Below are 23442 nucleotides of genomic sequence, written 5' to 3' on the forward strand. Positions count from 1 at the left end.
CTTCGGGCTACGCCCTCACGCCACTCCCCCCGGCATGTAACACCGTGGCCTGGTTTTACGCCGCCGAATGGCCGACTTTTGCTCCGCCGTTGACACACCACAACCTCGCCGATCACGATGGATCCGGTGTCTGGCTCGCCATGGTGGGTCGAGTATTGGGATGACGACACCACAACGACGCACCGCTCAGCCGGCACGTTGCGCACCTGTCAGCGGGGGATGGAGCTTCTCCGAAGGTCGCCGGAACTGGCAGAGCTGAACCGGGCGAGCATATTGGGCAATGCCGCCACAGGTATCCGTGAGTATATGTATTTCGATGGGCATTATCCATATCGCACCAAGCCAGCCACCAATGCGGCGATAGGCAGGCTGTCTGGCTGGGGCGCACAATATAGCGAGCGCGACACTCAGGATGATGGCATGGCCGGCACGAACTGGACCTTCAAGATGCTGGAAGAAGTCCGCGCCGCGCTTGCCGCCTGATCGATCCGCCGACGAAGCCGAATCCGGCGAGCATCATGGCCCATGTTGCCGGCTCCGGAACAACGCCTTCCGCCTCGCCCTCGATCGATATCTTGAACGCCGATGGATTGCGGTAAGAGGCGGATTTGCCAGCGCCTAGCTCGTTGCTCAAATGCACAAACACGAATTGTGATGGATCAAGGGTAAAGTCTGCCAATGGCAATGCCCGTTCGTCGGCGAGAAAGCCAAACGCAAAGAACCAGTGGGGGTAGGTGGATCCGGAATTGAAGCCTACCCAATTAAGGTCGCGGTCTGTTCCAGTCTGTGTGTCATCTGTGATCCGATACCAGCCCTGCGCTCCGGAGCTTTTGGTCGCGAAAGCATCGTTGATTTTAAGGTCAAAGCTCGATGCCAGCATATCCAGTTCAGGAGCGTCGATCTTGTATTTGTCAAAGGTGAACGACGCCTCGAAAGTAAGCGGAACGGGTGTGAAGTCTTCAGTCGCAACGCCGGCCAAAACGACCTCATTAAAGGTCCCCGTGATGGTCACGATATACGCCGCCTGCGCGCTCCCTGCCCACATCGCGCACGCACCCGCCAACGCCACCAACGCCTTCCGCATGATCTTTCTCCCCATTCTGCGGGGGTTGGATCATGCGGGGGCGATTCTCTCCAATAGCGCGAATCGGTGCGTGCCAGCGCGGGACGGTCAAGCTACCACTGGCGTCCGTCATACTCGCACGCGGCGCACTTGCCACAAGCGCCGTCGTCGCAGTCGGGCGGGTAGGGCGGGGGAGGCGTGCCCGGTTCGCTGAACTTGAACCACAGGCCGAGCGCGATGGCGAGCAGGGCGGCGTAGAGGGTGAAGGTGGTGGGGGTCATGCGGACACCGCGCGGTTTTCCGTGCGCCGGCTAACCTTTTGATGCAAAAGGGCGCGGTTTTTCGGAACATGCGGTGAACGGACACCGTTTTCAGCCGAAAACAGTTTACCGACCTTTAACCTTTTGCGTTCATCTAGCTATTGGTTAATCATCTATTCCCGCATCCGGATCAGGGGTCCGGAAGTGACGAGGGGGACGGATCGCTATGCGTGTGCTGCTGATCGAGGACGAACCGACGACGGCGAAGAGCATCGAACTGATGCTCAATGCCGAGGGCTTCAATGTCTACACCACGGATCTTGGCGAGGAAGGTCTCGATCTCGGCAAGCTCTATGATTATGATTTGATCGCGCTCGATCTCAATTTGCCGGATATGCACGGCTATGACGTGCTCAAGAAGCTGCGTGCTTCGCGCGTCCAGACGCCGGTGCTCATCCTGTCCGGCATTTCCGAGATGGACTCCAAGGTCCGCGCGCTGGGCTTCGGCGCCGACGATTATGTGACCAAGCCTTTCCATCGCGAAGAACTGGTCGCCCGCATCCATGCGGTCGTCCGTCGTTCCAAGGGCCACAGCCAGTCGGTGATCCGCACCGGCAAGCTGGCGGTGAACCTGGACGCCAAGACCGTCGAGGTCGATGGTGCCCGCGTCCACCTGACGGGCAAGGAATATGCGATGCTGGAGCTGCTTTCGCTCCGCAAGGGCACCACGCTCACCAAGGAAATGTTCCTCAACCACCTTTATGGCGGGATGGACGAGCCGGAGCTCAAGATCATCGACGTCTTCATCTGCAAGCTTCGCAAGAAGCTCAGCCTGGCGTGCGGTGGCGAGAATTATATCGAGACGGTCTGGGGCCGTGGCTATGTGCTGCGCGATGCCGATGACGAGGGCATCGCCCAGGTCGCCTGACGAACAGGTCTCCCGCAAGGGTGGCTCGAAGGCCGGTGGAGTGGGGGCTCCGCCGGCCTTCTTGCATCTTGGCGTTCCGGCCTTTCCAATTTAGTGAATGATCATAACTAAATGGAGAGGTGATTCATGGACATTGAACGGGCCGGCCAGTTCTGTCGCAGCTATGGCGAAGCGATGGTGAACGGGCGCGCGCAGGCGCTCGCCGATCATTATGGCTTTCCCTATGTCTCCTTCACGGGCGGCCACATCTCGCGCTTCGACGATCGGGACGAGGCGGATGCGATGGTGCAGGCGCATCTCGACCGCTTCGAACGGAGCGGCATTGGCATCGACATCCGCCTGGCCAATTACCGTGTGGAGCCGGTTTCGGGCGGGGCGGCGCTCTGCCACCTCGATTGGGAAATCCACCCGAAGAACGGTGCGGCCGGCTGGAGCTGGTCGAACGTCTATGGCCTGCGCCAGACGCCGGATTCGCAGCATTTCGAATTCAATGTTTCGGACAATGAATTTGGCGAGCTGCTGGCCCGATACCCCGATTTCATGAGCGTTTGAACGAAGTTGGCTTGCGCCGCACAAGACTCTTGTGCGGCGCAGCAAAGCGTTGCAGTCTCCTTGTAACAGAAGAGATGCGCGACGGAGCCGATGGGGAAACGAGCCGCTTTCGACGAGATCAGGGGGCATGACGCGGGCGAGACCGCACGGCCCGAGTTCAATGCGCTGGGCGACTGGATACGCGAGACGCCCGCATCCGAACTGAACCGGCGACAGCAAGCAGCCGAAGCGGCTTTCCGACAATTGGGCATTACCTTCGCCGTCTATGGCGAGGAGGAGGCGGCCGAACGGATCATCCCGTTCGATATCGTGCCGCGCATCTTCACAGCGCGGGAATGGGCCGGGCTGTCGGCGGGGCTGGTGCAGCGAGTCGAGGCGCTCAACGCCTTTCTGGACGATGTCTATGGTGCGCGCCGGATCATCGCCGATGGCGTCGTGCCGCCAGAACTGATCCTGGGCAATCCGCAATTCCGGCCGATGCTGGCGGGTGCGCGGCCGGCGCACGGCATTTTCGCGCATATCTGCGGCATCGATCTTGTCCGCACCGGGCCGGATGCCTTTTACGTGCTGGAGGACAATGCCCGCACGCCATCGGGCGTGTCCTACATGCTCGAAAATCGCGAGGCGATGCTGCGGCTCTGCCCTGAATTGTTCGAGATGTTTCCGGTCGCGGCGGTCGACAATTATCCCGATGCGCTGCACGATACGCTGCGCTCGGTCGCGCCCAATGGCCGGTCGAGCAATCCCGTCTGCGTGCTGCTGACGCCCGGCCATTTCAACTCGGCCTTCTACGAACACAGCTTCCTTGCCGATTCGATGGGGATCGAACTGGTCGAGGCGGCGGACCTTGTGGTCGACGACGATATCGTCTGGATGAAGACGATCGAAGGGCTGGTCCGCGTCGACGTTATCTACCGCCGCATCGACGACGATTATATCGATCCGCTGGTGTTCCTGGCGGAATCGGTGCTGGGCGTGCCGGGGCTGATCGCGGCTTATATGGCCGGCAATGTGACGCTGGTGAACGCGCCGGGCACGGGCATCGCGGATGACAAGGCGATCTACAGCTACATGCCGGAGATCGTGAAATATTATACCGGGCGGGAGGCGCGGCTTCCCAATGTGGAGACGTGGCGCTGCCGCGAACCCGATTGCCTGAAATATGTGCTGGAAAATCTGCCCGATCTGGTGGTGAAGCTGGTCGACGGCTCGGGCGGCTATGGCATGCTGGTCGGCCCCACGGCGACGCGGGCCGAGATCGAGAATTTCCGCGCGGCGCTGGTGGCGGAGCCGCATCGCTATATCGCGCAGCCGACGCTGGCGCTTTCGACCGTGCCGACGCTGACCGACATGGGCATCGCGCCCCGGCATGTCGATTTCCGCCCATTCGTGCTGTCGGGCGCGGATGGCGTCACCATCGTTCCGGGCGGGCTGACCCGCGTGGCGCTGCGCGAAGGATCGCTGGTCGTCAATTCGAGCCAGGGCGGCGGCACCAAGGACAGCCTGATCCTGCTCGACAACCCGGCGGAGGCGCACTGATGCTGAGCCGCACCGCCGCATCGCTCTACTGGCTGGGCCGCTATGTCGAACGGGCCGAATTCACCGCCCGATTGATCGAGGCGACGATCCGGCTCGATGCCCTGTCACCCCGGCCGGCGGGCAAGGGCGCGTGGGAAAGCGCGCTCGCCGTGGCGGCCGCTGATGAAGGTTTCGTCGATACCGGCGAAACGCGGACGCCTCAGAATGTGGCGCGTTACCTCACTCTTGCCGCCGATAATCCCAGTTCCATCCGGTCCTGCCTCGATCGCGCCCGCAGCAATGCGCGCGCGGTGCGCACGGCCTTGTCGCGGGAAGCGTGGGAAGCGATCAACCGCGCCTGGCTGGGGCTGCGCGATCGTTCGTCGACCGGCGGCACCCAGGCGACGCTGGCGCTGGTCGATGCGGTCAAGGCCGAGACGCGGGGGTTCGAGGGGGCACAGCACCGCATGCTGCGCAACGAGCCGTCCTGGTTCATCGGCCTCGGCGCGGCGATCGAACGGGCGGACAACACGGCGCGGCTGATCGACGTCAAATATCATCTGCTGCTGCCCGAAGGCGAAACGGTGGGCGGCGTGATCGATCGGGATCAGTGGACGACGATCCTCCACACGGTTTCCGCCGTCACCGCCTATCGCTGGCTCTATCGCGATGGCTTGCGGCCCGTGCAGGTGGCCGAATTGCTGATCCATCGACGCGAACTGCCGCGATCGCTGGCCGCGTCGACCGACGAGGTGGTCGGCCACCTCAACCTGCTGGGCAAGCGCACCGGCTTGCAGGGGGAGGCCGACCGGCTGGCGCGCCATCGCCAATCCGCTCTGGGCCGCACGACGATCGGCGCGATCATCACCGGCGGCCTGCACGAATATCTCTCCGCCTTCATCAAGGAGAATGCGCGGCTTGACCAGGCGATCGGAAAGCAGTTCCGTTTCGCCTGACATGCGACTCTTTGTTCATCACCGCACCGTCTATCGGTTCAGCGAGCCGCAGGATCGGGTGATCCAGATGCTGCGGCTGACGCCGGGCAGCCATGTCGGCCAGAATGTCATCGACTGGCGGATCGACGTGGATTGCAACGCGCGGCTGCGGCCCGGCAGGGACGGTTATGGCAACGAAACCGCGATGCTGTATGTCGACGGGCCGTTGTCGTCGGTTAGCCTGGCGGTGACCGGCGAGGTGCTGACTGAGGATCGCGCCGGCATGGTCGCGGGCGCGGCCGAGCCCTTGCCGCCCGAACTGTTCGCCCGATCGACCCCGTTGACCGCGCCGGATGAGGCATTACGCGCGCTGGCCACCGAGGTGGCGGGCGATGGTGGCCCGCCGCTCGATCAGGTGCACCAGCTGATGGCGACGATCCACCGGCGGATGCGCTTTCTGCCCCAGAAGCGCAGCGAGGTGCGGCCGGCGGGCGCGAGCTTCGCGGACGGGCAGGGCGGCGCGACCGATTTCGCGCAGGTGATGGTCTGCGCCGCGCGGTTGCTCGGGCTGCCCGCCCGCTATGTTTCAGGGCATATCCTGCGCCCCGGCCACCAGCATGAATGGCACGAGGCCGCCCATGCCTGGGCGGAGGTGCATGTGCCCGATTATGGCTGGATCGGCTTCGATGCGACCGCCAATCGCTGCCCTGACGATCATTATGTCCGCGTCGCCATCGGCCTCGATTATCGCGATGCGGCGCCGGTTTCGGGCACGCGCACCGGCGGTGGCAGCGAGGTGCTGGATGTCGGCGTGCGCGTCGGCATGGATCAGTCGCAGGCTTGAAGGCGCTCCGCTCAAGCCACTTGATTCGCGCCGGCGGGTGATTCAGCTTCAGGCGTCTCTCGGTCCGGGGAAGTGGCCATGACCTATTGCGTGGGCATCCTGTTGCGCGACGGCCTGATCCTGATGTCGGATACCCGCACCAATGCGGGGATCGACAACATCTCCACCTATCGCAAGATGCATGTTCTGGCCGATGCCGACGATCGCCTGATCCTGTGCATGAGCGCCGGCAACCTTTCCGTCACCCAGCATGTTCTGGGGCAGTTGGCCGAAGGACTGCCGCCGCTGCTGGCGGATGAGCAGCCACGCAAGATCCATCATGTGCCCAGCATGTTCCGCGCGGCCCAGCTGGTTGGCGAAGCGGTGATGGTGGCCGGGCGCGAATTGAAGCCCGCGCTGGAGGAGGCCGGCGTCTCGTCCGGCATTTCGCTGCTGGTTGGCGGGCGCATCGGCGATGGGCCGCTCAAGCTGTTCCTCGTTTACGATGCGGGCAATTTCATCGAATGCGGGGCGGACACGCCGTTCCTGCAAATCGGCGCTACGGCCTATGGCAAGCCGATCCTCGATCGCGCGATGACCTATGATTCGCCGCTGGACGAAGCGGTGAAGGTGGCGTTGCTGTCGTTCGACGGCACCATCCGGTCGGACCTGTCGGTGGGCCTGCCGTTCGACATGGTGGTGATGCCGGCGGACCCGGCCCGGCCGGTGATCCGTCGCCGGATCGAAAGCGACGATGCCTATTTCGCCGATCTGTCGCGCCGCTGGTCGATGCTGCTGAATGAAAGCCGCGCGACCATTCCCGATCCACCTTTCCTGAACGGCGCCGCCACATAGAAAAAGCCCGGCTCCCTTGCGGAAACCGGGCCAATTCTGCCGGGGCTGTCGCCGCGATCAGCGCTGGGTCAGCGGCACGTAATCGCGCTGCGTGTGGCCCGTGTAAAGCTGACGCGGACGGCCGATCTTCTGCTCGGGATCGGCGATCATTTCGTTCCACTGCGCAACCCAGCCGACGGTGCGGGCAAGGGCGAAGAGCACGGTGAACATCGTGGTCGGGAAGCCGATCGCCGACAGAATCACGCCCGAATAGAAGTCGACATTCGGGTAGAGCTTCTTCTCGACGAAATAGGGATCGGTCAGCGCGATCTCTTCGAGCTTGCGGGCGACGTCGAGGATCGGATCGTTCTTGCCGAGCTTAGCGAGCACTTCCGTCGCAGCCTTGCCGAGCACCTTCGCGCGCGGATCGTAGTTCTTGTAGACGCGGTGGCCGAAGCCCATCAGGCGGAACGGATCGTCCTTGTTCTTGGCGCGGGCGATATATTCCGGGATGCGATCGATATGGCCGATTTCGCGCAGCATGTTGAGCGCGGCTTCGTTCGCGCCACCGTGCGCCGGGCCCCACAGGCAGGCGATGCCGGCCGCGATGCAGGCGAACGGGTTGGCGCCCGACGAACCGGCGAGACGGACGGTCGATGTCGACGCGTTCTGCTCGTGATCGGCGTGCAGGATGAAGATCTTGTCCATCGCCGCTTCGACGACCGGATCGATCTCATATTCCTCGGCCGGAACCGAGAAGGTCATGTTGAGGAAGTTGCCGGTGTAGGACAGGTTGTTCTTCGGATAGACGAAGGGCTGACCGACCGAATATTTGTAGGCCATGGCCGCGATCGTCGGGATCTTGGCGATCAGGCGGTGGCTGGCGACGAGCCGCTGGTGCGGATCGGCGATGTCGGTCGAGTCGTGGTAGAAGGCCGAAAGCGCGCCGACCACGCCGCACATCACCGCCATCGGGTGCGCGTCGCGGCGGAAACCGCGATAGAACTGGGCCAGCTGCTCGTGCACCATGGTGTGGCGCGTGATCGTGCCGCTGAACTTCTCCAGCTCCGCCTTCGACGGCAGTTCGCCGTTCAGCAGCAGATAGCTCAATTCCATGAAGTTCGACTGTTCGGCCAGCTGATCGATCGGATAGCCGCGGTGCAGCAGAACGCCCTGATCGCCATCGATGAAGGTGATCTTCGATTCGCAGCTTGCGGTGGAGGTGAAGCCGGGATCGTAGGTGAACGCGCCCGTGTTGCCATAGAGCTTGCGGATGTCGATCACGTCGGGGCCGACGCTGCCGGAAAGAATCTTATATTCCGACGCCTTGCCGCCGAGTTCAACTTTGGCGCTGCTATCGCCCATCGGGCTTTCTCCTTCTATCCACTCAGGCGCGCGGGCGCGCCAATTGATCGGCCAACCGGCCCAGGCTCTCCTCGCGACCGAGCAGAACCAGAACGTCGAAAATACCGGGGGATGTGGACCGGCCGGTGAGCGCCGCACGCAGCGGCTGCGCCACCTTGCCGAGCCCCAGGCCGGCAGCCTCCGCAACTTCGCGGACCGCCGCCTCCAGAGCAGGAGCGGTCCATTCGGATACGGACGCGATCGCACGCTCGGCCGAGGCCAGGACGGTGATCGCGGCAGCGTCTAGCAGGCTCGCGGCGCGTTCGTCCATGTCTATAGGGCGAGTGCGAAACAGGAATGTTGCGGCATCTGCAAGATCGCCCAAATCCTTAGCGCGCGGTTGCAAAAACGGCATGGCGCGTTGCAGCAATTGCATGTCCGCGTCGGCGAGTTCGCGACCGATCAGGCCCTCGACGCGGCTCTGCGCGAGTCCCGCCAGCCGGGCGGCATCGGCCTCGCGGATATAATGCCCGTTGAGGTTTTCGAGCTTCTTGAGATCGAAGCGCGAGGGCGAGCGGCCGACACCGGCAAGATCGAACCATTCCACCGCTTCGTCGCGGCTGATGATTTCCGCGTCGCCATGGCCCCAGCCGAGCCGCAGCAGATAATTGTTGAGCGCCTCGGGCAGGATACCGAGTTCGTCGCGATAGGCGTCGACACCAAGCGCGCCGTGGCGCTTGGACAGCTTGGCCCCGTCCGCGCCGTGGATCAGCGGGACATGGGCATAGACCGGTTCCGGCCAGTCCATCGCCCGAATGATGCCGAGCTGGCGGAAGGCGTTGTTGAGGTGATCGTCGCCACGAATGACGTGGGTGACGCCCATGTCGTGATCGTCAACGACGACGGCCAGCATATAAGTGGGGGTGCCGTCGGAACGGAGCAGGATCATGTCGTCCAGCTCGGCATTCTTCACCGTCACCGATCCCTGCACGCGATCATGGATCGTCGTTTCGCCCTCACGCTCCGCCTTCAGGCGGATGACGAAGGGGGCGCCGGCCGGCGCTTCGGCCGGATCGCGGTCGCGCCAGCGGCCGTCATAGCGCAGCGGCTGCTTGGCGGCGCGCTGCTGCTCGCGCAATTCGGCCAGCTCCTCGGGCGTGGCGAAGCACTTATAGGCATGGCCCGTGCTGAGCATCTGGTTCGCCACTTCGGCATGGCGCGCGGCGCGGGCGAACTGGAAAACTGGCTCCTCATCGCCTTCGAGACCGAGCCAGGCGAGGCCGTCGAGAATCGCGTCGATCGCCGGCTGGGTGGAACGCGCGCGGTCCGTATCTTCGATCCGCAACAGGAAGCGGCCGCCATGGTGGCGGGCGAAGAGATAGTTGAACAACGCTGTGCGCGCGCCGCCGATATGCAGGAATCCGGTTGGGGATGGCGCGAAACGGGTGACGACGGGCCGGGTTTCTGCGGAATTGTCAGTGCTTGCGCCCACGCGCGCTTTCTCCAAGGATGGCTGGGCATGGCCAGCGAATTCGGCACCGCCCCTAGCATGGCTTCCCCGGCGCGACAAACCGCGCGCGGTCGCCTTTTCGTCGGCGCTTTGGATGGGCTGGAAAGCTGGCTGGATGGCGAGCGCGATCAGCTGTTCCTGTGGCTGCCGGTGGCGCTGGGCGCGGGGGTCGCGGCCTGGTTCCTGCTGCCGGATGCGGCACGATGGCTGGCCTTCATCTTCACCGCCCTCGGCATCGCGGCCGGATTCGCGCTGCTGCCGGCGGGCGGGCGGCTGCGCCGGGCGGGCATCGTCGCCACCATCGCGATGGCGCTGGGCTGCGCCTTGATCTGGGCGCGGGCCGAACGAGTCGCTGCACCGCGTCTCGATCGGCCGGTGGTGACGGCGGTCGAAGGCCGAGTCGTCGCCGTCGATCGCCTTGCCGCGCGCGATCTGGTCCGGCTGACCATCGAACCCGCCGCCCCGGCGGATTTGCCGACGCGCATCCGGGTCAATGTGGCGACAGCGGACATGCCGGACGATGTTTCGCCGGGATCGCGCGTTGCGCTGCGCGCCCGGCTGATGCCGCCGCCGGGGCCGGCGGTGCCGGGCAGCTATGATTTTGCCCGTGTCGCGTGGTTTCAGGGGCTGGGCGCCACCGGCCGCGCGATCGGGCCGGTGGCGCTGGCCGGGGCAGGGGAAGCGGCCGGGATCTGGCCGACGATCATGGGGTGGCGCGCAAACCTTTCGGGCCATGTGCAGGGCCAGCTGGCCGGCAGCGAGGGCGGGATTGCCGCCGCGCTTGCCACCGGCGATCAGGGCGGGATCGCCGAAGCCGATGCCGAAGCGATGCGGCGCTCCGGCCTTGCGCACCTCCTGTCGATCAGCGGCCTTCATGTCACGGCGGTCATCGGGGCGACGATGCTGCTGGTGCTCCGGCTGCTGGCTCTCAGCCCGGCGCTCGCGCTGCGCCTGCCGCTGCCGTTGATCGCCGCCGCGGCCGGGGCGGTGGCCGGCATCGGCTATACGCTGCTGGCCGGGGCCGAGGTGCCGACGGTGCGATCCTGCATCGCCGCGCTGCTGGTGCTGATCGGGATCGCGATGGGGCGCGACGCGATCACCCTGCGGCTGGTCGCGGCGGGCGCGTTGATCGTGCTGCTGCTATGGCCCGAGGCGCTGGTGGGGGCGAGCTTCCAGCTGAGCTTCGCGGCCGTCACCGCGATCGTGGCGATCCACGAACATCCCGGCCTGCGCGCCTTGCTCGCCCGGCGGGAGGAGGGGGCGATGGCGCGCTGGGCGCGTGCGCTGGGGGCGCTGGTGCTGACCGGCTTGGCGGTGGAAGTGGCGCTTGCGCCGATCGCGCTGTTCCATTTCCACAAAGCGGGCCTCTATGGCGCGCTCGCCAATGTCGTCGCCATTCCGCTGACCACCTTCGTCATCATGCCGTTCGAGGCGCTGGCCTTGCTGCTCGATCTGGCGGGGCTGGGCGCGCCGGCATGGTGGATTGTGGGGAAGGCACTGGCGCTGCTGCTTTGGCTTGCCCATCTGGTCGCGGGGCTGCCGGGGGCGGTGGCGGCGCTGCCTTCGCTTGCCACCGGCGCGTTCGCGCTGATGGTCGGCGGCGGGCTGTGGATCGCGCTATGGCGCACCCGTGCGCGCCGGATGGGTATCCTGCCGCTGGCGGCCGGGGCGATCTGGGCGGTGGCGACGCCGGCACCCGATCTGCTGATCACCGGCGATGGCCGCCATGTGGCGATCCGTGAAGCCGACGGCCGGATCGCGCTGCTGCGGCCCCGCGCCGGCGATTATGTGCGCGACATGCTGGGCGAAGCCGCCGGCACCGAAGCGGATGCACTGGCCTTCGACGATCGGCCGAACATGGCCTGCGGCCCGGATCTGTGCCGCGCCACGCTGCGGCGCGATGGCCGCGACTGGACGGTGCTCGCCACCCGATCGCCCTATCTGGTCGATATCGCGGCGATGAACCGCGCCTGCGCCACCGCCGATATCGTGATCAGCGATCGTCGCCTGCCACGAAGCTGCCGTCCGCGCTGGCTGAAGGCGGATCGGTCGTTGCTGGCGCGTACGGGTGGCATCGCGATCCACCTCGACACCGGCGGCGTGCGGACGGTGCAGGACATGCGTCGCGGCAAGCCCTGGGCGGAATAGGGCAGGCGGGCAGTGGCTTCGGCATTGCCAGCGCGCTGCGCCTCGCCCAATAGGCGCGCGAGCAACAGACAGGCTATGGCGGGAGGCCACGCATGACACGGATCGGCATCATCGGCGCGGGTGGACGGATGGGCCGTGCGATCGCGGCAGCGATCGGCGATGTCGATGCCAGCGTCGCGGGTGGCATCGACCGGCCCGGAACCGATCCGCAGGCGCTGGGCGGGGTCGCCCTGTTGGCGGATGCCGCCGCGCTGGCCGGGGCGAGCGACGTGATGGTCGATTTCTCTTCGCCATCGGCGCTTCAGGCCCATCTCGACGCCGCCATCGCCAATGGCACGCCGATCGTCATCGGCACGACCGGCCTTGCAGCGGAGCATCATGCCGCGATCGACGCGGCGGCAAAGTCGGTCGCGGTGCTGCAGGCGTTCAACACCTCGCTGGGCGTGAACCTGCTCGCCCATCTCGTTCGCGAGGCTGCGGCGCGGCTGGGCAGCGACTGGGATATCGAGATCGTCGAGATGCACCATCGCCACAAGGTGGATGCGCCGTCGGGCACGGGTATCCTGCTGGGCGAGGCCGCGGCAGCCGGGCGGCAGGTGGCGCTGGCCGACGTGTCGGTGCGCGGCCGCGACGGGATCACCGGCGAACGGCCCGAAGGCGCGATCGGCTTCGCGGTGCTGCGCGGCGGATCGGTTGCCGGGGACCATGAGGTCATATTCGCCGGCGAAGGCGAGCGGATCGAACTGGGCCACCGCGCGGAAAGCCGGGCGATTTTCGCCCGTGGCGCGGTCAAGGCCGCGCTCTGGCTCGCCGGTAAGCCCGCCGGCCGCTATTCGATGAACGACGTTCTCGGCCTCTGAGCGGGCGATGAAGCGCGACGACGTCTTTGAATTCTACCGGCGGCTGGCGGAGGCCAATCCGTCGCCGGAAACCGAGCTTGAATATACCAACGCCTATACGCTTCTCGTCGCCGTCGCGCTTTCCGCGCAGGCGACGGACGTGGGCGTCAACAAGGCGACGCGCCGGCTGTTCGCGGAGGTGGATACGCCGCAGACGATGCTCGACCTTGGGGAAGAGGGGCTGCGCGAACACATCAAGACGATCGGCCTGTTCAACACCAAGGCGAAGAATGTCATCGCCGCCGCGCGCATCCTCGTCGACAAATATGACGGCGAAGTGCCGCGCGATCGCGCCGCGCTGGAGGAATTGCCGGGGGTTGGCCGCAAGACCGCCAATGTCGTGCTCAACACCGCCTTTGGCGAAGAAACCTTCGCCGTCGACACGCATATTTTCCGTGTCGGGAACCGCACGGGGCTCGCCAAGGGCAAGACGCCGCTCGCCGTCGAACTGAAGCTGGACAAGGTGACGCCCGGGCCGTTTCGGCGCGGCGCTCACCACTGGTTAATCCTGCATGGCCGATATATCTGCAAGGCCCGGCGGCCGGAATGCTGGCGCTGCCCGGTGGCGGATCTGTGCGCCTTCAAGCCCAAGACGCCGGCACCCGCCGGGGCCAAGGTTTCAGCCTGACGGGTCCGTCACGATAGGGTAGGACCGGATGGGCCGGACAGGAGATCGATCATGAAGATGACAGCGATCATTGCGCTCGGGTTCGTCGCGGTGGCGGCGTTGCCCGGGGCGGCGTCGGCGAAGGAGAAGGCCGACAATCTGGTGGTCAAGGCGGGCGCGCAGCCGCTCAACTGCGTCAACCTGCGCCAGATACGCGAAACCAAGGTGCTGAACGACAGCACGATCGACTTCCACATGAACGGCGGCAAGATCTACCGGAACAGCTTGCCGGGGCGCTGCCCGCAGCTGGGGTTCGAAGAACGCTTCGCCTACAAGACGTCGCTGAGCCAGCTCTGCTCCACCGACATCATCACCGTGCTCACCACCATGGGCGGGCCGGGGCTCAACCGGGGCGCCAGTTGCGGCCTTGGTCAGTTCCAGGAAATGGAAGCGAAGAAGTAAACATAACCCCGCCCGCGGATTTTCGCGCGGGGCTGCCGATTTGGGCTGGCCCCGCGTTCCGGCCTTTGCTAAGCGCCCTCGCCTGGCACCCGTAGCTCAGCTGGATAGAGCGCTGCCCTCCGAAGGCAGAGGCCAGAGGTTCGAATCCTCTCGGGTGCGCCATCTCCCTACATCGTCGGTCGCCGCTGCCCGGATGGGATGCGCGGCATGGCCTTGGGCGGACGTTCAGTCGTTTCTGGCAATCGTTACGTCCAGTTGTGTCGTCACATGTTCGGCGATGGCCAGCGATGCCGTCAGGCCGGGGGATTCGATGCCGAACAGGGCGACCAATCCGTCTTGTCCGTGCTGTTCGGGGCCGATGATGGCGAAGTCGGCCGCTGGTTCGCCGGGGCCGCTGAGCTTGGGGCGGATGCCGGCATAGCCGGGGACGAGCCGGGCAGGATCGATTTCGGGCCAGATGCGCCGGGCGGCGGCAAGGAAGGCGGCGCCACGGGCGGGATCGACGGTATAGTCGACCGTGTCGATCCATTCGACATCGGGGCCGAACCGCGCCCGCCCGGCCAGATCCAGCGTCAGGTGCGTGCCAAGGCCGCCGGGGACGGGGACCGGATAGATCAGCCGATCGAACGGCACGCGGCCATAATCGAAATAGACGCCGCGCGCATAGCGGACGATCGGCACATGGCCGGCCATTCCGTCGGTGGCCGCCGCGAGCTTGTGCGCTTCGAGCCCGGCCGCATTGACGACGCGTCCTGCTACGACCGCCGGCGCCGCTTCGCCTTCGATATGCACGCCCCAGCCGGCGGGCGTGCGCGACAATGCGGTCACGCGGGTTCGCGCGACGAAGCGGGCGCCATGGTCTTCGGCGTCGCCGAGCAGCGCCTGCATATAAGCGTGGGAATCGATGATGCCGGTCGATGGCGACAGGATCGCTTCGTGGCAGCGCAGCTGTGGCTCGATCCGCTTGGCCTCGCTGGCGCCGAGCCGGACGAGATCGTCGACACCGGCAGCCGCGCCGGCGCCCGCGATTTCGTCGAGCACCGTCGATTGCGCCGGTTCGGCCGCGAAGATCAGCTTGCCGAGCCTGCTGTGCGGGACACCGCGATCCCGGCAATATGCGTAAAGCAACTGCCGCCCGCGCGTGCAAAGCGCCGCCTTGAGCGGTGTCGTGCGATAATAGAGCCCGGCGTGGATCACCTCGCTGTTGCGCGCGCTTGTCGCGCTGCCGAAATGCGGTTCGCTGTCGAGGATCAGCGTTTCCAGCCCGGCGCGGGCCAGCGCGCGGCCGACGGCCAGCCCGATCACGCCGGCGCCCACCACCACCGCGTCCACCTGCGTCATTTCAGCCCCGCCGGTCCATGAAGGTGCCGACACTGCGGCAGCTTGGCCCCGGCAACAATAGTCCCGACGGACCATGGGGGCTGCCCGGCGGCGGGGGGAGGGGGACTGCCCCGTTGGGGTTAGCCCGGCGCGGCCGCCGAACCCGATGGAGCTAGGCTGAATGCGCGCATTCCACGGGCACGAACAAAGCTGTCATGCTCCGCCGAACTTGAACCAGGGATAGGTGCATGGCCCTTCGATCGCCAGCTGTGAGCTTGGCCTTGCCGGTGTTCAACGGCGGGGATTATCTCGACGAGACGATCCGGTCGATTCAGGAGCAGACGTTCGGCGATTTCGAGCTGACCGTCACCGACAACGCATCGAGCGATGGCACGCCAGATATCGTGGCCGAACGCGCCGCAGGCGACCGGCGGATCCGGCTGGTGCGCAACCTGGTCAATATCGGCGCCGCGGCCAATTATAATCTGGGTTTCACCCACGCGACGGGCACCTATTTCAAATGGTGCGCGCACGATGATCGGCTCAGCCCGAATTTCCTCGATGCCTGCGTCCGCGTGTTGCGATCCCACGCCGATACCGCCCTCGCTTTCGCGCCGACGCTGCGTATCGGCCCGGCCAACGAGATCATGCCGCCGGTCGGTGCCGAGACACCCGCCATCGAGGCGGAGGACGCGGCCGAGCGTTTCTGGCAGGCGCTGGAGCTGTCGGGCACATGTTTCCCGATCTTCGGCCTGTTCCGCCGGAGCGCGGTCGAGCGATCGACCCTGCACCGGCCTTATTATAGTTCGGATCGCGCCTTGCTGGCCGAAGCGGCGATCATCGGAAAGTTCCGGATCGCCGAGGATGCGATCTTCTACAATCGCGAGCATCCCGAGCGATCGATCAACATCGCCGATAAGGTGCAGCGCAGCCTGTGGCAGACCGGCCGGAAGAGCCGCGGGGCGGCGGCGGAGCATTTCCAGCTCGCCCGCCATCTGTTCGAAATCGCCGGCCGACATCCCGATCTCGTCTCGGCATCGCGGCTGCGCGCCCGGCTACTCCGCAGGAGCCTGCGCCCGCGCGAACTGGGCCGCTACTGCCTCGAAATGACCAGCCTCGTATCGCCGGCGGCGGCCGGAGCGATCAAGGGCCTGGTCGTCGGCAACCCCGTTTCGCAGCGAGTTTGAACGATGAGCCAGCACCTTCCCCGCGTCAAAGTCGGCATTCTGGCCGGCGGCCTCGGTTCACGCCTGTCCGAAGAGACCGAGATCCGCCCCAAGCCCATGGTGGAGATCGGCGGAATGCCGATCATCTGGCACATCATGAATCTCTATTCGCATTATGGCTTCAACGATTTCAGCATCGCGCTCGGCTATAAGGGCGAACTGATCAAGCGGTGGTTCCGCGACTATTGCAATGTCTCCGGTTCGGTCACGCTGCGCACCCGCAGCGGCCAGCTGATCCAGCATTCGCCGGATGACGTGCCCGACTGGGATGTCCATCTGGTCGAAACCGGTGTCAGCGCCGGCACCGGCGGCCGGATCAAGAAGCTCGCCCCGTGGCTCGGGCCCAGCACCGCCATGGTGACCTGGTGCGATGGCGTGGCGGACATCGACCTCCAGCGCCTGCTGGCCTTCCATCGCTCGCACGGCCGCCTCGCCACGCTCACCGCGGTGCGCCCGCCGGCGCGCTACGGCCATCTCGAATTCGAAGGCGATGCGATCACCTGCTTTTCCGAAAAACCCCAGATCGGCGAAGGCTGGATCAACGGGGCGTTCTTCGTGCTCGAGCCGCAGGTGATGGATTATATCGAGCATGATGAAGAGATGTTCGAGCAGGGTGCCTTGGCCCGGCTCGCCGAGGATGGCCAGTTGATGGCCTACCGCCACGAGTCCTTCTGGCAGTGCATGGACACGATGCGCGAGAAGAAAATCCTCAATGATTATTGGGAGTCGGGCAACGCCCCCTGGAAAATCTGGGAGGAACGGGACGGTGAAGATTCTGCTGACCGGGCATCTTGGTTACATCGGATCCATCCTGGCCTGGCGCCTGCTGGAACGCGATCATGACGTCGTAGGGCTCGACAGCGATCTGTTCGCGGATTGCAGCTTTGCCGATGGCGTGCCCGAATTGCACTCGATTGGCGGTGACATTCGCGACTTCGTGTCCGATTCCGCCGCGGTGGAGCGGCTCCGTGGCTTCGACGCGGTGATCCACCTTGCCGGCCTGTCCAACGATCCGCTTGGCGATTATCGGCCCGGCCTGACGCGTGCGATCAACGCGACGGCCTCGATCGCGCTGGCCAGGCTGGCGCGGGCCGCCGGCGTGGGGCGGTTCGTCTATGCGTCCTCCTGTTCCAATTATGGCGCGTCGAATGACGAGTTCGTGGCCGAGGACGGCCGGCTCTGCCCGGTGACGCCCTATGCCGAATCCAAGGTCGAATCCGAAGCGGCGATCATCGCGCTGGCCGATGACGGGTTCAGCCCGACCTTCCTGCGCGCATCCACCGCTTATGGCGTGTCGCCGCGCCTGCGTTTCGATCTTGTCGTCAACAACCTGACCGCCTGGGCCTGCGCCACGGGCGAGGTGCACCTCAAGAGCGATGGTTCGCCCTGGCGGCCGATCGTGCATGTCGAGGATATCGCGCTGGCCTACATCGCCGCGGTCGAAGCGCCCCGGGCGGACGTGCATGGCGAGGTGTTCAACGTCGGCCAGACCACGGAAAATTATCAGATCCGCGAAATTGCCGAACTTGTCCGCCAGATCGTGCCCGGCGCGAAGATCGGCTTTGCGGCCGAAGCCAGCCCGGACCTGCGCAATTATCGTGTGGACTGCGACTACATCGCCCGGCGGCTCCATGGCTTCAAGCCGCAATGGACCTGCCGGCGCGGCATCGAGCAACTGTTCGACGCGTTCGATGCGCGCGGCCTCAGCGTCGAGGATTTCGAAGGCCCCCGGTTCAAGCGCATTGCCCATATCCAGCAGCGCATCGCCGAGGGGACGCTCCACGAGGACCTGTATCCGATCCAGCGCCGGATCGCGGTGTGAGGGGATCAGCATGAACTATCATTTCGTCAAGCGGGCCTGCGCGCCCTCCCGCATCGAAACCGAGTGCCGTTCCTGCGGCGGTGACTCGCTGGAGGCGATCCTCGACCTTGGATCGACGCCGCTGGCGGATCGGCTGGTCCGGCCGGAAGCGCATGATGCGCCCGAGCCGGCCTTCCCGTTGCTCGTCGCCTTTTGCCACGATTGCGCGCTCGTCCAGATATTGGAGACGGTGGCGCCTGAAATCCTGTTCGCCGATTCCTATCCTTATTATTCCTCCTTCTCGCCGGCGCTGATGGAGCATTCCCGCGCGAATGTGGCGCAGCGGATTGCGGAGCGCGGGGTCGGGCCGTCCAGCCTGGTGATCGAACTGGCCAGCAATGACGGCTATCTGCTGCGCAACTATGTCGAACAGGGCGTGCCGGTGCTGGGGATCGACCCGGCCGAGGGGCCGGCGGCGGCCGCCCATTCGGTTGGCGTGCCGACGCTGTGCGATTTCTTCACCGAAACGCTGGCGGCGCAGATCGTCGACACCCATGGCCAGGCCGATATCGTCCACGGCAACAATGTGCTGGCGCATGTTGCCGATACCAACGGCTTCGTCGCGGGCATCCGGACCATCCTCAAGCCCGATGGCGTCGCAGTGCTGGAGATGCCCTATCTGCTGCGGCTGATCGAGCATGTCGAATTCGACACCATCTATCATGAGCATCTCTGCTATTTCTCGCTGACGGCGCTCGACCGGCTGTTCCGCCGGCACGGCCTGTTCGTCAATCGGGTGGAGGAACTGTCCATCCATGGCGGCTCGCTACGCATCTTCGTTGAGCCTTTCGAAGCGGTCGGCCCGTCGGTCGAAGCGATGTTGGGCCGGGAAAAGATGATCGGGCTCGATCGGGTGGATTTCTTCGCCCGGTTTGCCGATCGGGTCGAAGCCCTGCGGGAAAGTCTGGTCGGGCTGATCGGGCGGCTGAAGGCCGAAGGGCATTCCATCGCCGCTTATGGCGCCGCCGCCAAGGGCGCGACCTTGCTCAACTATTGCGGGCTCGGCACCGATCATCTCGACTTCGTGGTCGATCGCAACGTCAACAAGCATGGCTGGTTAATGCCGGGCGCGCATCTGCCGATCCTGGGCACCGAGGCCCTGATCGAGATGAAGCCGGATTATGTGCTGATGCTCTCGTGGAATTTTGCCGACGAGATATTGGTCCAGCAAAGCGAATATCGGGACGCGGGGGGCTGCTTCATCATTCCCGTGCCCGAACCGAGGCTGCTCCGGTGAACGTCGTCGATCGCGATCTCGCCGGGAGGGGCGAGGAGGCCTGGGGGCAGGGCGTCGCCGGTCTGTGCCCGAGCTGCGGCACGGGACGGACGGAGCCCTTCTATCAGGTGGACGACGTTCCGACCAATTCCTGCATCCTGTTCCGCACCCGCGCGGAGGCGATCGGCTGCATCAGGGGTAGCATCCTGCTCCATCATTGCCGCGGCTGCGGCTTCGTGTTCAACAGCCGCTTCGAACAGGCGCTGACGGAATATTCCGACCGTTACGAAGAGACGCAGGGTTTCTCGCCCACGTTCAATCGGTTCCATCATCAGCTTGCGCAGGAAATCGTGCAGCGCCACGGCCTGTACGATCGCGACGTGATGGAGATCGGCTGCGGCAAGGGCGAGTTCCTGGTCCTCCTTTCGCAGCTTGGGCGCAACCGTGGCATTGGCGTCGATCCCAGCGCCATTCCGGAGCGGCTGGCCGGTGTCGCCGGTGCCGAACTGGTGACGCTGATCCCCGAATATTTCGAGCCACGCCACTGCACGGTCCAGCCCGATCTGCTCTGCTGCAAGATGACGCTGGAGCATATTCCGCAGACCGCGCGGTTCCTTGAAACGATCCGCGCCGGGCTCGATGCGGAGCGGCGGGCGACAATCTTCTTCCAGGTGCCGGATGCAGGGCGGATCCTGCGCGCTTGTGCCTATGAGGATATCTATTACGAGCATTGCTCCTATTTTACCGAGGCTTCGCTATCGCGCCTGTTCCGCCATTGCGGGTTCGACGTGATCCGCACGACCGTCGAATATGACGGGCAATATCTGACGCTGGAGGCGGTGCCATCCGCGCGCCGTGCCGAAAGGGCCGACAAACACCCTTCGGACGAATGGACCGGCCTGGTGCGCACATTCGCGGAACGAGCGCGGCTCGCCAAGGAGCATTGGCGCTCGATCGTCCGGCAGACGCGGAGCGATGGCCGGCGGATCCTGCTCTGGGGTTCCGGCTCGAAGGCCGTGTCCTTCCTGACATCGCTGGGGCTTGCCGATGCGATCGATGCCGTGACCGATATCAACCCCAACCGGCACGATCATTTCATGCCGGGAACCGGACAGCCGATCATCTCGCCCGCGCGGATTGCCGAGCTGGATCCGGGGCTGGTGATCGTGATGAACGGCATCTACGAGGACGAGATCCGCCGCGATCTGGCCGGCATCGGGGTGTCCTGTGACGTTCGCTGCCTATAGCGGACGCGAGGCAAGGCATTCGTGAGCCGAAAGCTCGTGGTCGCCGTCCGGGGCGATTTCACGCCGCTGAATTGTGGATACCACCGGCGGACCGCTGATCTGGTCGCTTTCCTTGCGGGGTGTTTTCCGGGCACCGCCGTCTACAGCCATTACGAACATCCGGTCGATCCGTGGACGGACGAGGCGATCGCCCGCTTCGAGGTGCGTTTCCCCGGCGTCGACCTCATTCTCGATCACGCGCCGCGCGCCGTGCGGCTGCTTGGCCGGCTCAAGAATGCGGCGCTTGCCTTCGCGCCGGCGGCGGCACCGGCGATCCTGCGATGGACGGTCGGATCGGCGACGGCGAACTACCGGAAGATGGCGAAGGAGGCGGATCGCTATCTGTTCGTCATGAACACCGTCGATACCTATGCGGCACTGAACGGCTTTCGTTTCAATTCGCTGGTCGAAACCCATGACATCAAGTTCGCGAATTATTGCCGGCGGGCCGGGCGGTCGGCCGCAGGGCTGCGGGCGGTCGGCAAGCTGCGCAGCGAAGTGGCGGTGCTCGAACGGGCTTGCGGCATTATCGCGATCTCCCCGGTCGATGCATCGATCTTCCGGACGCTGGTGACGGAAACGCCCACCTTCTGGGTGCCCAGCTATGACGAGCCCGACGATGCTGCCCCGGCCGCTGCATCCCACGTCTATGACCACGACCTGCTGTTCGTGGGGTCTGACAACATCTTCAATGTGACGGGTATCTGCACTTACCTCGCCGATAACCGCGTCTGGCTGAAAAGGCGGCGGATCGCGATCGCCGGGCGCGTCTGCGCAACGCCGGAGGTGGTGGTACTGGCGAGATCATGGCCGGGGCTGGACCTGCTCGGCTTCGTCGACGATCTCGCGCCCGTCTATGCCGGCGCCAGGGCCGTTCTATCGCCGGTGGAAGGGACGGGGCTCAAGATCAAGATGGTCGACGCGCTGGCGCATGGCCGGCCGGTGCTGGCGTCGACGCATTCGCGGGATGGCCTGCCGCCGGGTTTCGAACATTGCGTCCTGCCGCTCGACCGCGAAACCGTCGAGAAGCTGCTCGACGACCCGGAAGCATTGGCGGCGGCGTCCAGGGCCGCGCGCGATTATCATGCACGCTTTCTTGAAGCAGGTGATCGGCGGAAACTGAAGGACTTTATCGCGGCGATGCTGAACTGAGCGTCCCATCGGGGCTTGCACCCGCTTCGCTGATGGCCGCCCTCCTGACGATCCTCGGATGCCGCCTGTGCGCTTCAAGCGCGGGTCTCAGCGCCAGTGCGGCGCCCGCGAAGATCGCGAAATCCATCCCCGGTACGGCGGTCAGCGAGGTGAACATGGGCGGGATCAGGGTGAGCACGGCCGTGCAGCCGGCCGCCGCGCTGATCGCGGTCGCCGGGTCGGTCACCGGTTTCCAGGTCGAGGCGCGCATCGGCTGCAGCACCACGCCGAGATAGAAGGCGAAGCTGCCAATGCCGATCACGCCCATGCTGCCCAGGATCGCCATCAGCAGGCTCGAAGAACGGAAGCTGCCCGGCCCGACACCCAGCCCGCCCGACGCCAGAAAGGCGTGCCAGCCCTGCATCGCCCAGAACAGGCGCTGTTCGCCGGATTCGCTTTGCCCTTTGCCCACCGTCATGTCGCTCACCATGTCGCCGATGGCGGCCATCACCTGCGGGCTCATCGCCATGGCCAGCGCCGTGGCGAGCACGCCGGCCAGCGCGATCATGCCCACCTGACCCAGCCGACGGGAATCGAGCTGATGGGGGCTGATGATCAGGCGGAGCACGAAGAAGGCGGCATAGGCCGCAAGGGCGACATAGGCGCTCGATGATGTGCTGAAGAACAGGATCAGCCCGAGCATCATCGCCGCCGCGCCGGTAGAACGCGGCCGGATCGATCGGTACCAGCATTCGCTGGTGAAGACGAACCAGGTAAAGCCCACCGCCGCATAGGCCGCCGGCTCGGGCAGGAAGCCGTTGATCCGGATAAACTGGCCCACCGTTTGCTGGACCTGCGAGTAATTGGCGTTGCGGACGAATTCGAAGACGGCCGAAACCGGCGTGCCCCGCGTGGCCGCTTCGATGACGCCCGATGCGCCATGGATCCAGGCGCAGATCACGCCCCCGCGCACCAGCATGTCCGCGCCGCCACGGCCACGACAGACGACATAAGCGGCAACCGCGCCGAGCAGCGTCGTCACCAGATAGACGGCGGAAGTGATGTTCTGGGACGATGGTTGCAGCGGCTCGACATAGAATAGCCCGCCAACCCATTGGGCAGGCCGGAGCGGCGTGACGTTGATCGCACCGGCGAAGATGCGCGGCGCGACGAAGGCCGCCGCGACGCCATAGAGGGTGAAAAGGGCAAGGACGACATTGGCGCGGAACGCATCGCTGATCTTGCTCAGCTGTCCTCCGCCGGGCAGCAGCAGCCGGGCATAGACGAACATCAGCGCAAACTGCACCGGCGGCATGGATGATCCGCCCAGCGCCGGAAGCAGCAATGACGCCGATCCACCGAACAGCCCCGAAAGCAGAAGGAACAGGAACATCGAGCGCAGCTGCCCGAAGAGCAGCAACAGGACGCCGATCGCCAGCTGGATGATGCCGATGATGGTCAGGCTCATCGCGCCGCTCCCCCGGATGGCCCGTCCGGGCCGCGCACCATGGCCGGGGGG

At 65.3% G+C, this 23442-nt stretch carries 23 protein-coding genes and 1 tRNA gene; 18 read left to right on the forward strand and 6 right to left on the reverse strand.

Features of this window, described 5'->3' with window-relative positions; all coding sequences use genetic code 11:
• The first annotated feature begins 117 nt into the window (after positions 1–117).
• On the forward strand, positions 118–483 hold the full coding sequence (locus tag CHB74_RS21705; RefSeq protein ID WP_144033831.1) for a hypothetical protein: 366 nt from the start codon (positions 118–120) through the stop codon (positions 481–483).
• Here the strand turns inward: CHB74_RS21705 and CHB74_RS16635 are convergent.
• Positions 443–1084 (reverse strand): PEPxxWA-CTERM sorting domain-containing protein, encoded by a 642-nt coding sequence (locus CHB74_RS16635; RefSeq protein ID WP_245842986.1) that lies wholly within the window; start codon positions 1082–1084, stop codon positions 443–445. The two genes, CHB74_RS21705 and CHB74_RS16635, sit on opposite strands and share 41 nt — an antisense overlap.
• Before the next feature lie 92 nt (positions 1085–1176).
• Positions 1177–1344: a hypothetical protein gene (locus CHB74_RS22070; protein WP_179220881.1), complete on the reverse strand. Its 168-nt coding sequence runs from the start codon at positions 1342–1344 to the stop codon at positions 1177–1179.
• 205 nt (positions 1345–1549) lie between these two features.
• On the opposite strand from CHB74_RS22070, the gene ctrA reads away from it, so the two are divergent.
• From ctrA to CHB74_RS16665, 6 genes are all read left to right on the forward strand, one after another.
• Positions 1550–2251: a response regulator transcription factor CtrA gene (gene ctrA, locus CHB74_RS16640; protein WP_089220731.1), complete on the forward strand. Its 702-nt coding sequence runs from the start codon at positions 1550–1552 to the stop codon at positions 2249–2251.
• Positions 2252–2377: 126 nt separating this feature from the next.
• Positions 2378–2803: a hypothetical protein gene (locus tag CHB74_RS16645; RefSeq protein ID WP_089220732.1), complete on the forward strand. Its 426-nt coding sequence runs from the start codon at positions 2378–2380 to the stop codon at positions 2801–2803.
• Positions 2804–2893: 90 nt separating this feature from the next.
• Positions 2894–4342 carry a circularly permuted type 2 ATP-grasp protein gene (locus CHB74_RS16650; protein WP_089220733.1) on the forward strand — a complete coding sequence of 483 codons (1449 nt, stop codon included), beginning with the start codon at positions 2894–2896 and terminating at the stop codon, positions 4340–4342.
• Positions 4342–5277 (forward strand): alpha-E domain-containing protein, encoded by a 936-nt coding sequence (locus CHB74_RS16655; protein ID WP_089220734.1) that lies wholly within the window; start codon positions 4342–4344, stop codon positions 5275–5277. The genes CHB74_RS16650 and CHB74_RS16655 overlap by 1 nt, the downstream gene beginning before the upstream one ends.
• A gap of 1 nt (position 5278) precedes the next feature.
• Complete coding sequence (locus CHB74_RS16660; protein WP_089220735.1) at positions 5279–6100, forward strand: transglutaminase family protein; 822 nt, start codon at positions 5279–5281, stop codon at positions 6098–6100.
• 78 nt (positions 6101–6178) lie between these two features.
• Complete coding sequence (locus tag CHB74_RS16665) at positions 6179–6934, forward strand: proteasome-type protease (protein ID WP_089220736.1); 756 nt, start codon at positions 6179–6181, stop codon at positions 6932–6934.
• Positions 6935–6991: 57 nt separating this feature from the next.
• Here the strand turns inward: CHB74_RS16665 and gltA are convergent, their stop codons facing one another.
• Together gltA and gltX are read right to left on the reverse strand one after the other, a co-directional pair.
• The gene (gene gltA / locus CHB74_RS16670; protein WP_089220737.1) at positions 6992–8278 is read right to left on the reverse strand and encodes a citrate synthase; all 1287 of its coding nucleotides are present in this window, start codon (positions 8276–8278) and stop codon (positions 6992–6994) included.
• Positions 8279–8300: 22 nt separating this feature from the next.
• Entirely contained in the window at positions 8301–9749 is a 1449-nt protein-coding gene (gene gltX / locus CHB74_RS16675) for a glutamate--tRNA ligase (protein ID WP_089220770.1), read from the reverse strand.
• A 27-nt stretch (positions 9750–9776) separates the two neighbouring features.
• Here gltX and CHB74_RS16680 point away from each other — a divergent pair, with 27 nt between their 5' ends.
• From CHB74_RS16680 to CHB74_RS16700, 5 genes are all read left to right on the forward strand, one after another.
• Positions 9777–11915 (forward strand): ComEC/Rec2 family competence protein, encoded by a 2139-nt coding sequence (locus CHB74_RS16680; protein WP_245842987.1) that lies wholly within the window; start codon positions 9777–9779, stop codon positions 11913–11915.
• 92 nt (positions 11916–12007) lie between these two features.
• Positions 12008–12775, forward strand: a complete 768-nt coding sequence (dapB, locus tag CHB74_RS16685; RefSeq protein ID WP_089220738.1) for a 4-hydroxy-tetrahydrodipicolinate reductase — start codon at positions 12008–12010, stop codon at positions 12773–12775.
• A gap of 7 nt (positions 12776–12782) precedes the next feature.
• Positions 12783–13442, forward strand: a complete 660-nt coding sequence (nth, locus tag CHB74_RS16690) for an endonuclease III (RefSeq protein WP_089220739.1) — start codon at positions 12783–12785, stop codon at positions 13440–13442.
• A gap of 51 nt (positions 13443–13493) precedes the next feature.
• Positions 13494–13883 carry a hypothetical protein gene (locus tag CHB74_RS16695; RefSeq protein WP_179220883.1) on the forward strand — a complete coding sequence of 130 codons (390 nt, stop codon included), beginning with the start codon at positions 13494–13496 and terminating at the stop codon, positions 13881–13883.
• An 85-nt stretch (positions 13884–13968) separates the two neighbouring features.
• Positions 13969–14045, forward strand: a tRNA-Arg gene (locus CHB74_RS16700).
• A 63-nt stretch (positions 14046–14108) separates the two neighbouring features.
• Here the strand turns inward: CHB74_RS16700 and CHB74_RS16705 are convergent.
• Positions 14109–15224 carry an NAD(P)/FAD-dependent oxidoreductase gene (locus tag CHB74_RS16705; protein ID WP_089220740.1) on the reverse strand — a complete coding sequence of 372 codons (1116 nt, stop codon included), beginning with the start codon at positions 15222–15224 and terminating at the stop codon, positions 14109–14111.
• Between the two features lie 227 nt (positions 15225–15451).
• Between CHB74_RS16705 and CHB74_RS16710 the strand changes: the two genes are divergently transcribed.
• From CHB74_RS16710 to CHB74_RS16735, 6 genes are read left to right on the forward strand one after another with little or no spacing between them, the layout of a single operon-like run.
• A complete protein-coding gene (locus CHB74_RS16710) occupies positions 15452–16390 on the forward strand; it encodes a glycosyltransferase family 2 protein (protein WP_089220741.1) in 939 nt (312 codons plus the stop codon).
• 3 nt (positions 16391–16393) lie between these two features.
• Complete coding sequence (gene rfbF, locus CHB74_RS16715; protein WP_089220742.1) at positions 16394–17272, forward strand: glucose-1-phosphate cytidylyltransferase; 879 nt, start codon at positions 16394–16396, stop codon at positions 17270–17272.
• Entirely contained in the window at positions 17196–18251 is a 1056-nt protein-coding gene (locus tag CHB74_RS16720) for an NAD-dependent epimerase/dehydratase family protein (protein WP_089220743.1), read from the forward strand. Before rfbF ends, CHB74_RS16720 begins: the two co-directional genes overlap by 77 nt.
• 10 nt (positions 18252–18261) lie before the next feature.
• Positions 18262–19527 (forward strand): class I SAM-dependent methyltransferase, encoded by a 1266-nt coding sequence (locus tag CHB74_RS16725; protein WP_089220744.1) that lies wholly within the window; start codon positions 18262–18264, stop codon positions 19525–19527.
• Positions 19524–20753: a class I SAM-dependent methyltransferase gene (locus tag CHB74_RS16730; protein ID WP_089220745.1), complete on the forward strand. Its 1230-nt coding sequence runs from the start codon at positions 19524–19526 to the stop codon at positions 20751–20753. The genes CHB74_RS16725 and CHB74_RS16730 overlap by 4 nt, the downstream gene beginning before the upstream one ends.
• A gap of 21 nt (positions 20754–20774) precedes the next feature.
• Entirely contained in the window at positions 20775–21944 is a 1170-nt protein-coding gene (locus CHB74_RS16735) for a glycosyltransferase family 4 protein (protein ID WP_144033832.1), read from the forward strand.
• Here CHB74_RS16735 and CHB74_RS16740 read toward each other — a convergent pair.
• Positions 21922–23391 carry a hypothetical protein gene (locus CHB74_RS16740; protein WP_089220747.1) on the reverse strand — a complete coding sequence of 490 codons (1470 nt, stop codon included), beginning with the start codon at positions 23389–23391 and terminating at the stop codon, positions 21922–21924. The two genes, CHB74_RS16735 and CHB74_RS16740, sit on opposite strands and share 23 nt — an antisense overlap.
• Positions 23392–23442 lie beyond the last annotated feature (51 nt).

This window comes from Edaphosphingomonas laterariae (genome assembly GCF_900188165.1).
In the GTDB taxonomy this organism is placed as follows: domain Bacteria; phylum Pseudomonadota; class Alphaproteobacteria; order Sphingomonadales; family Sphingomonadaceae; genus Sphingomonas_E; species Sphingomonas_E laterariae.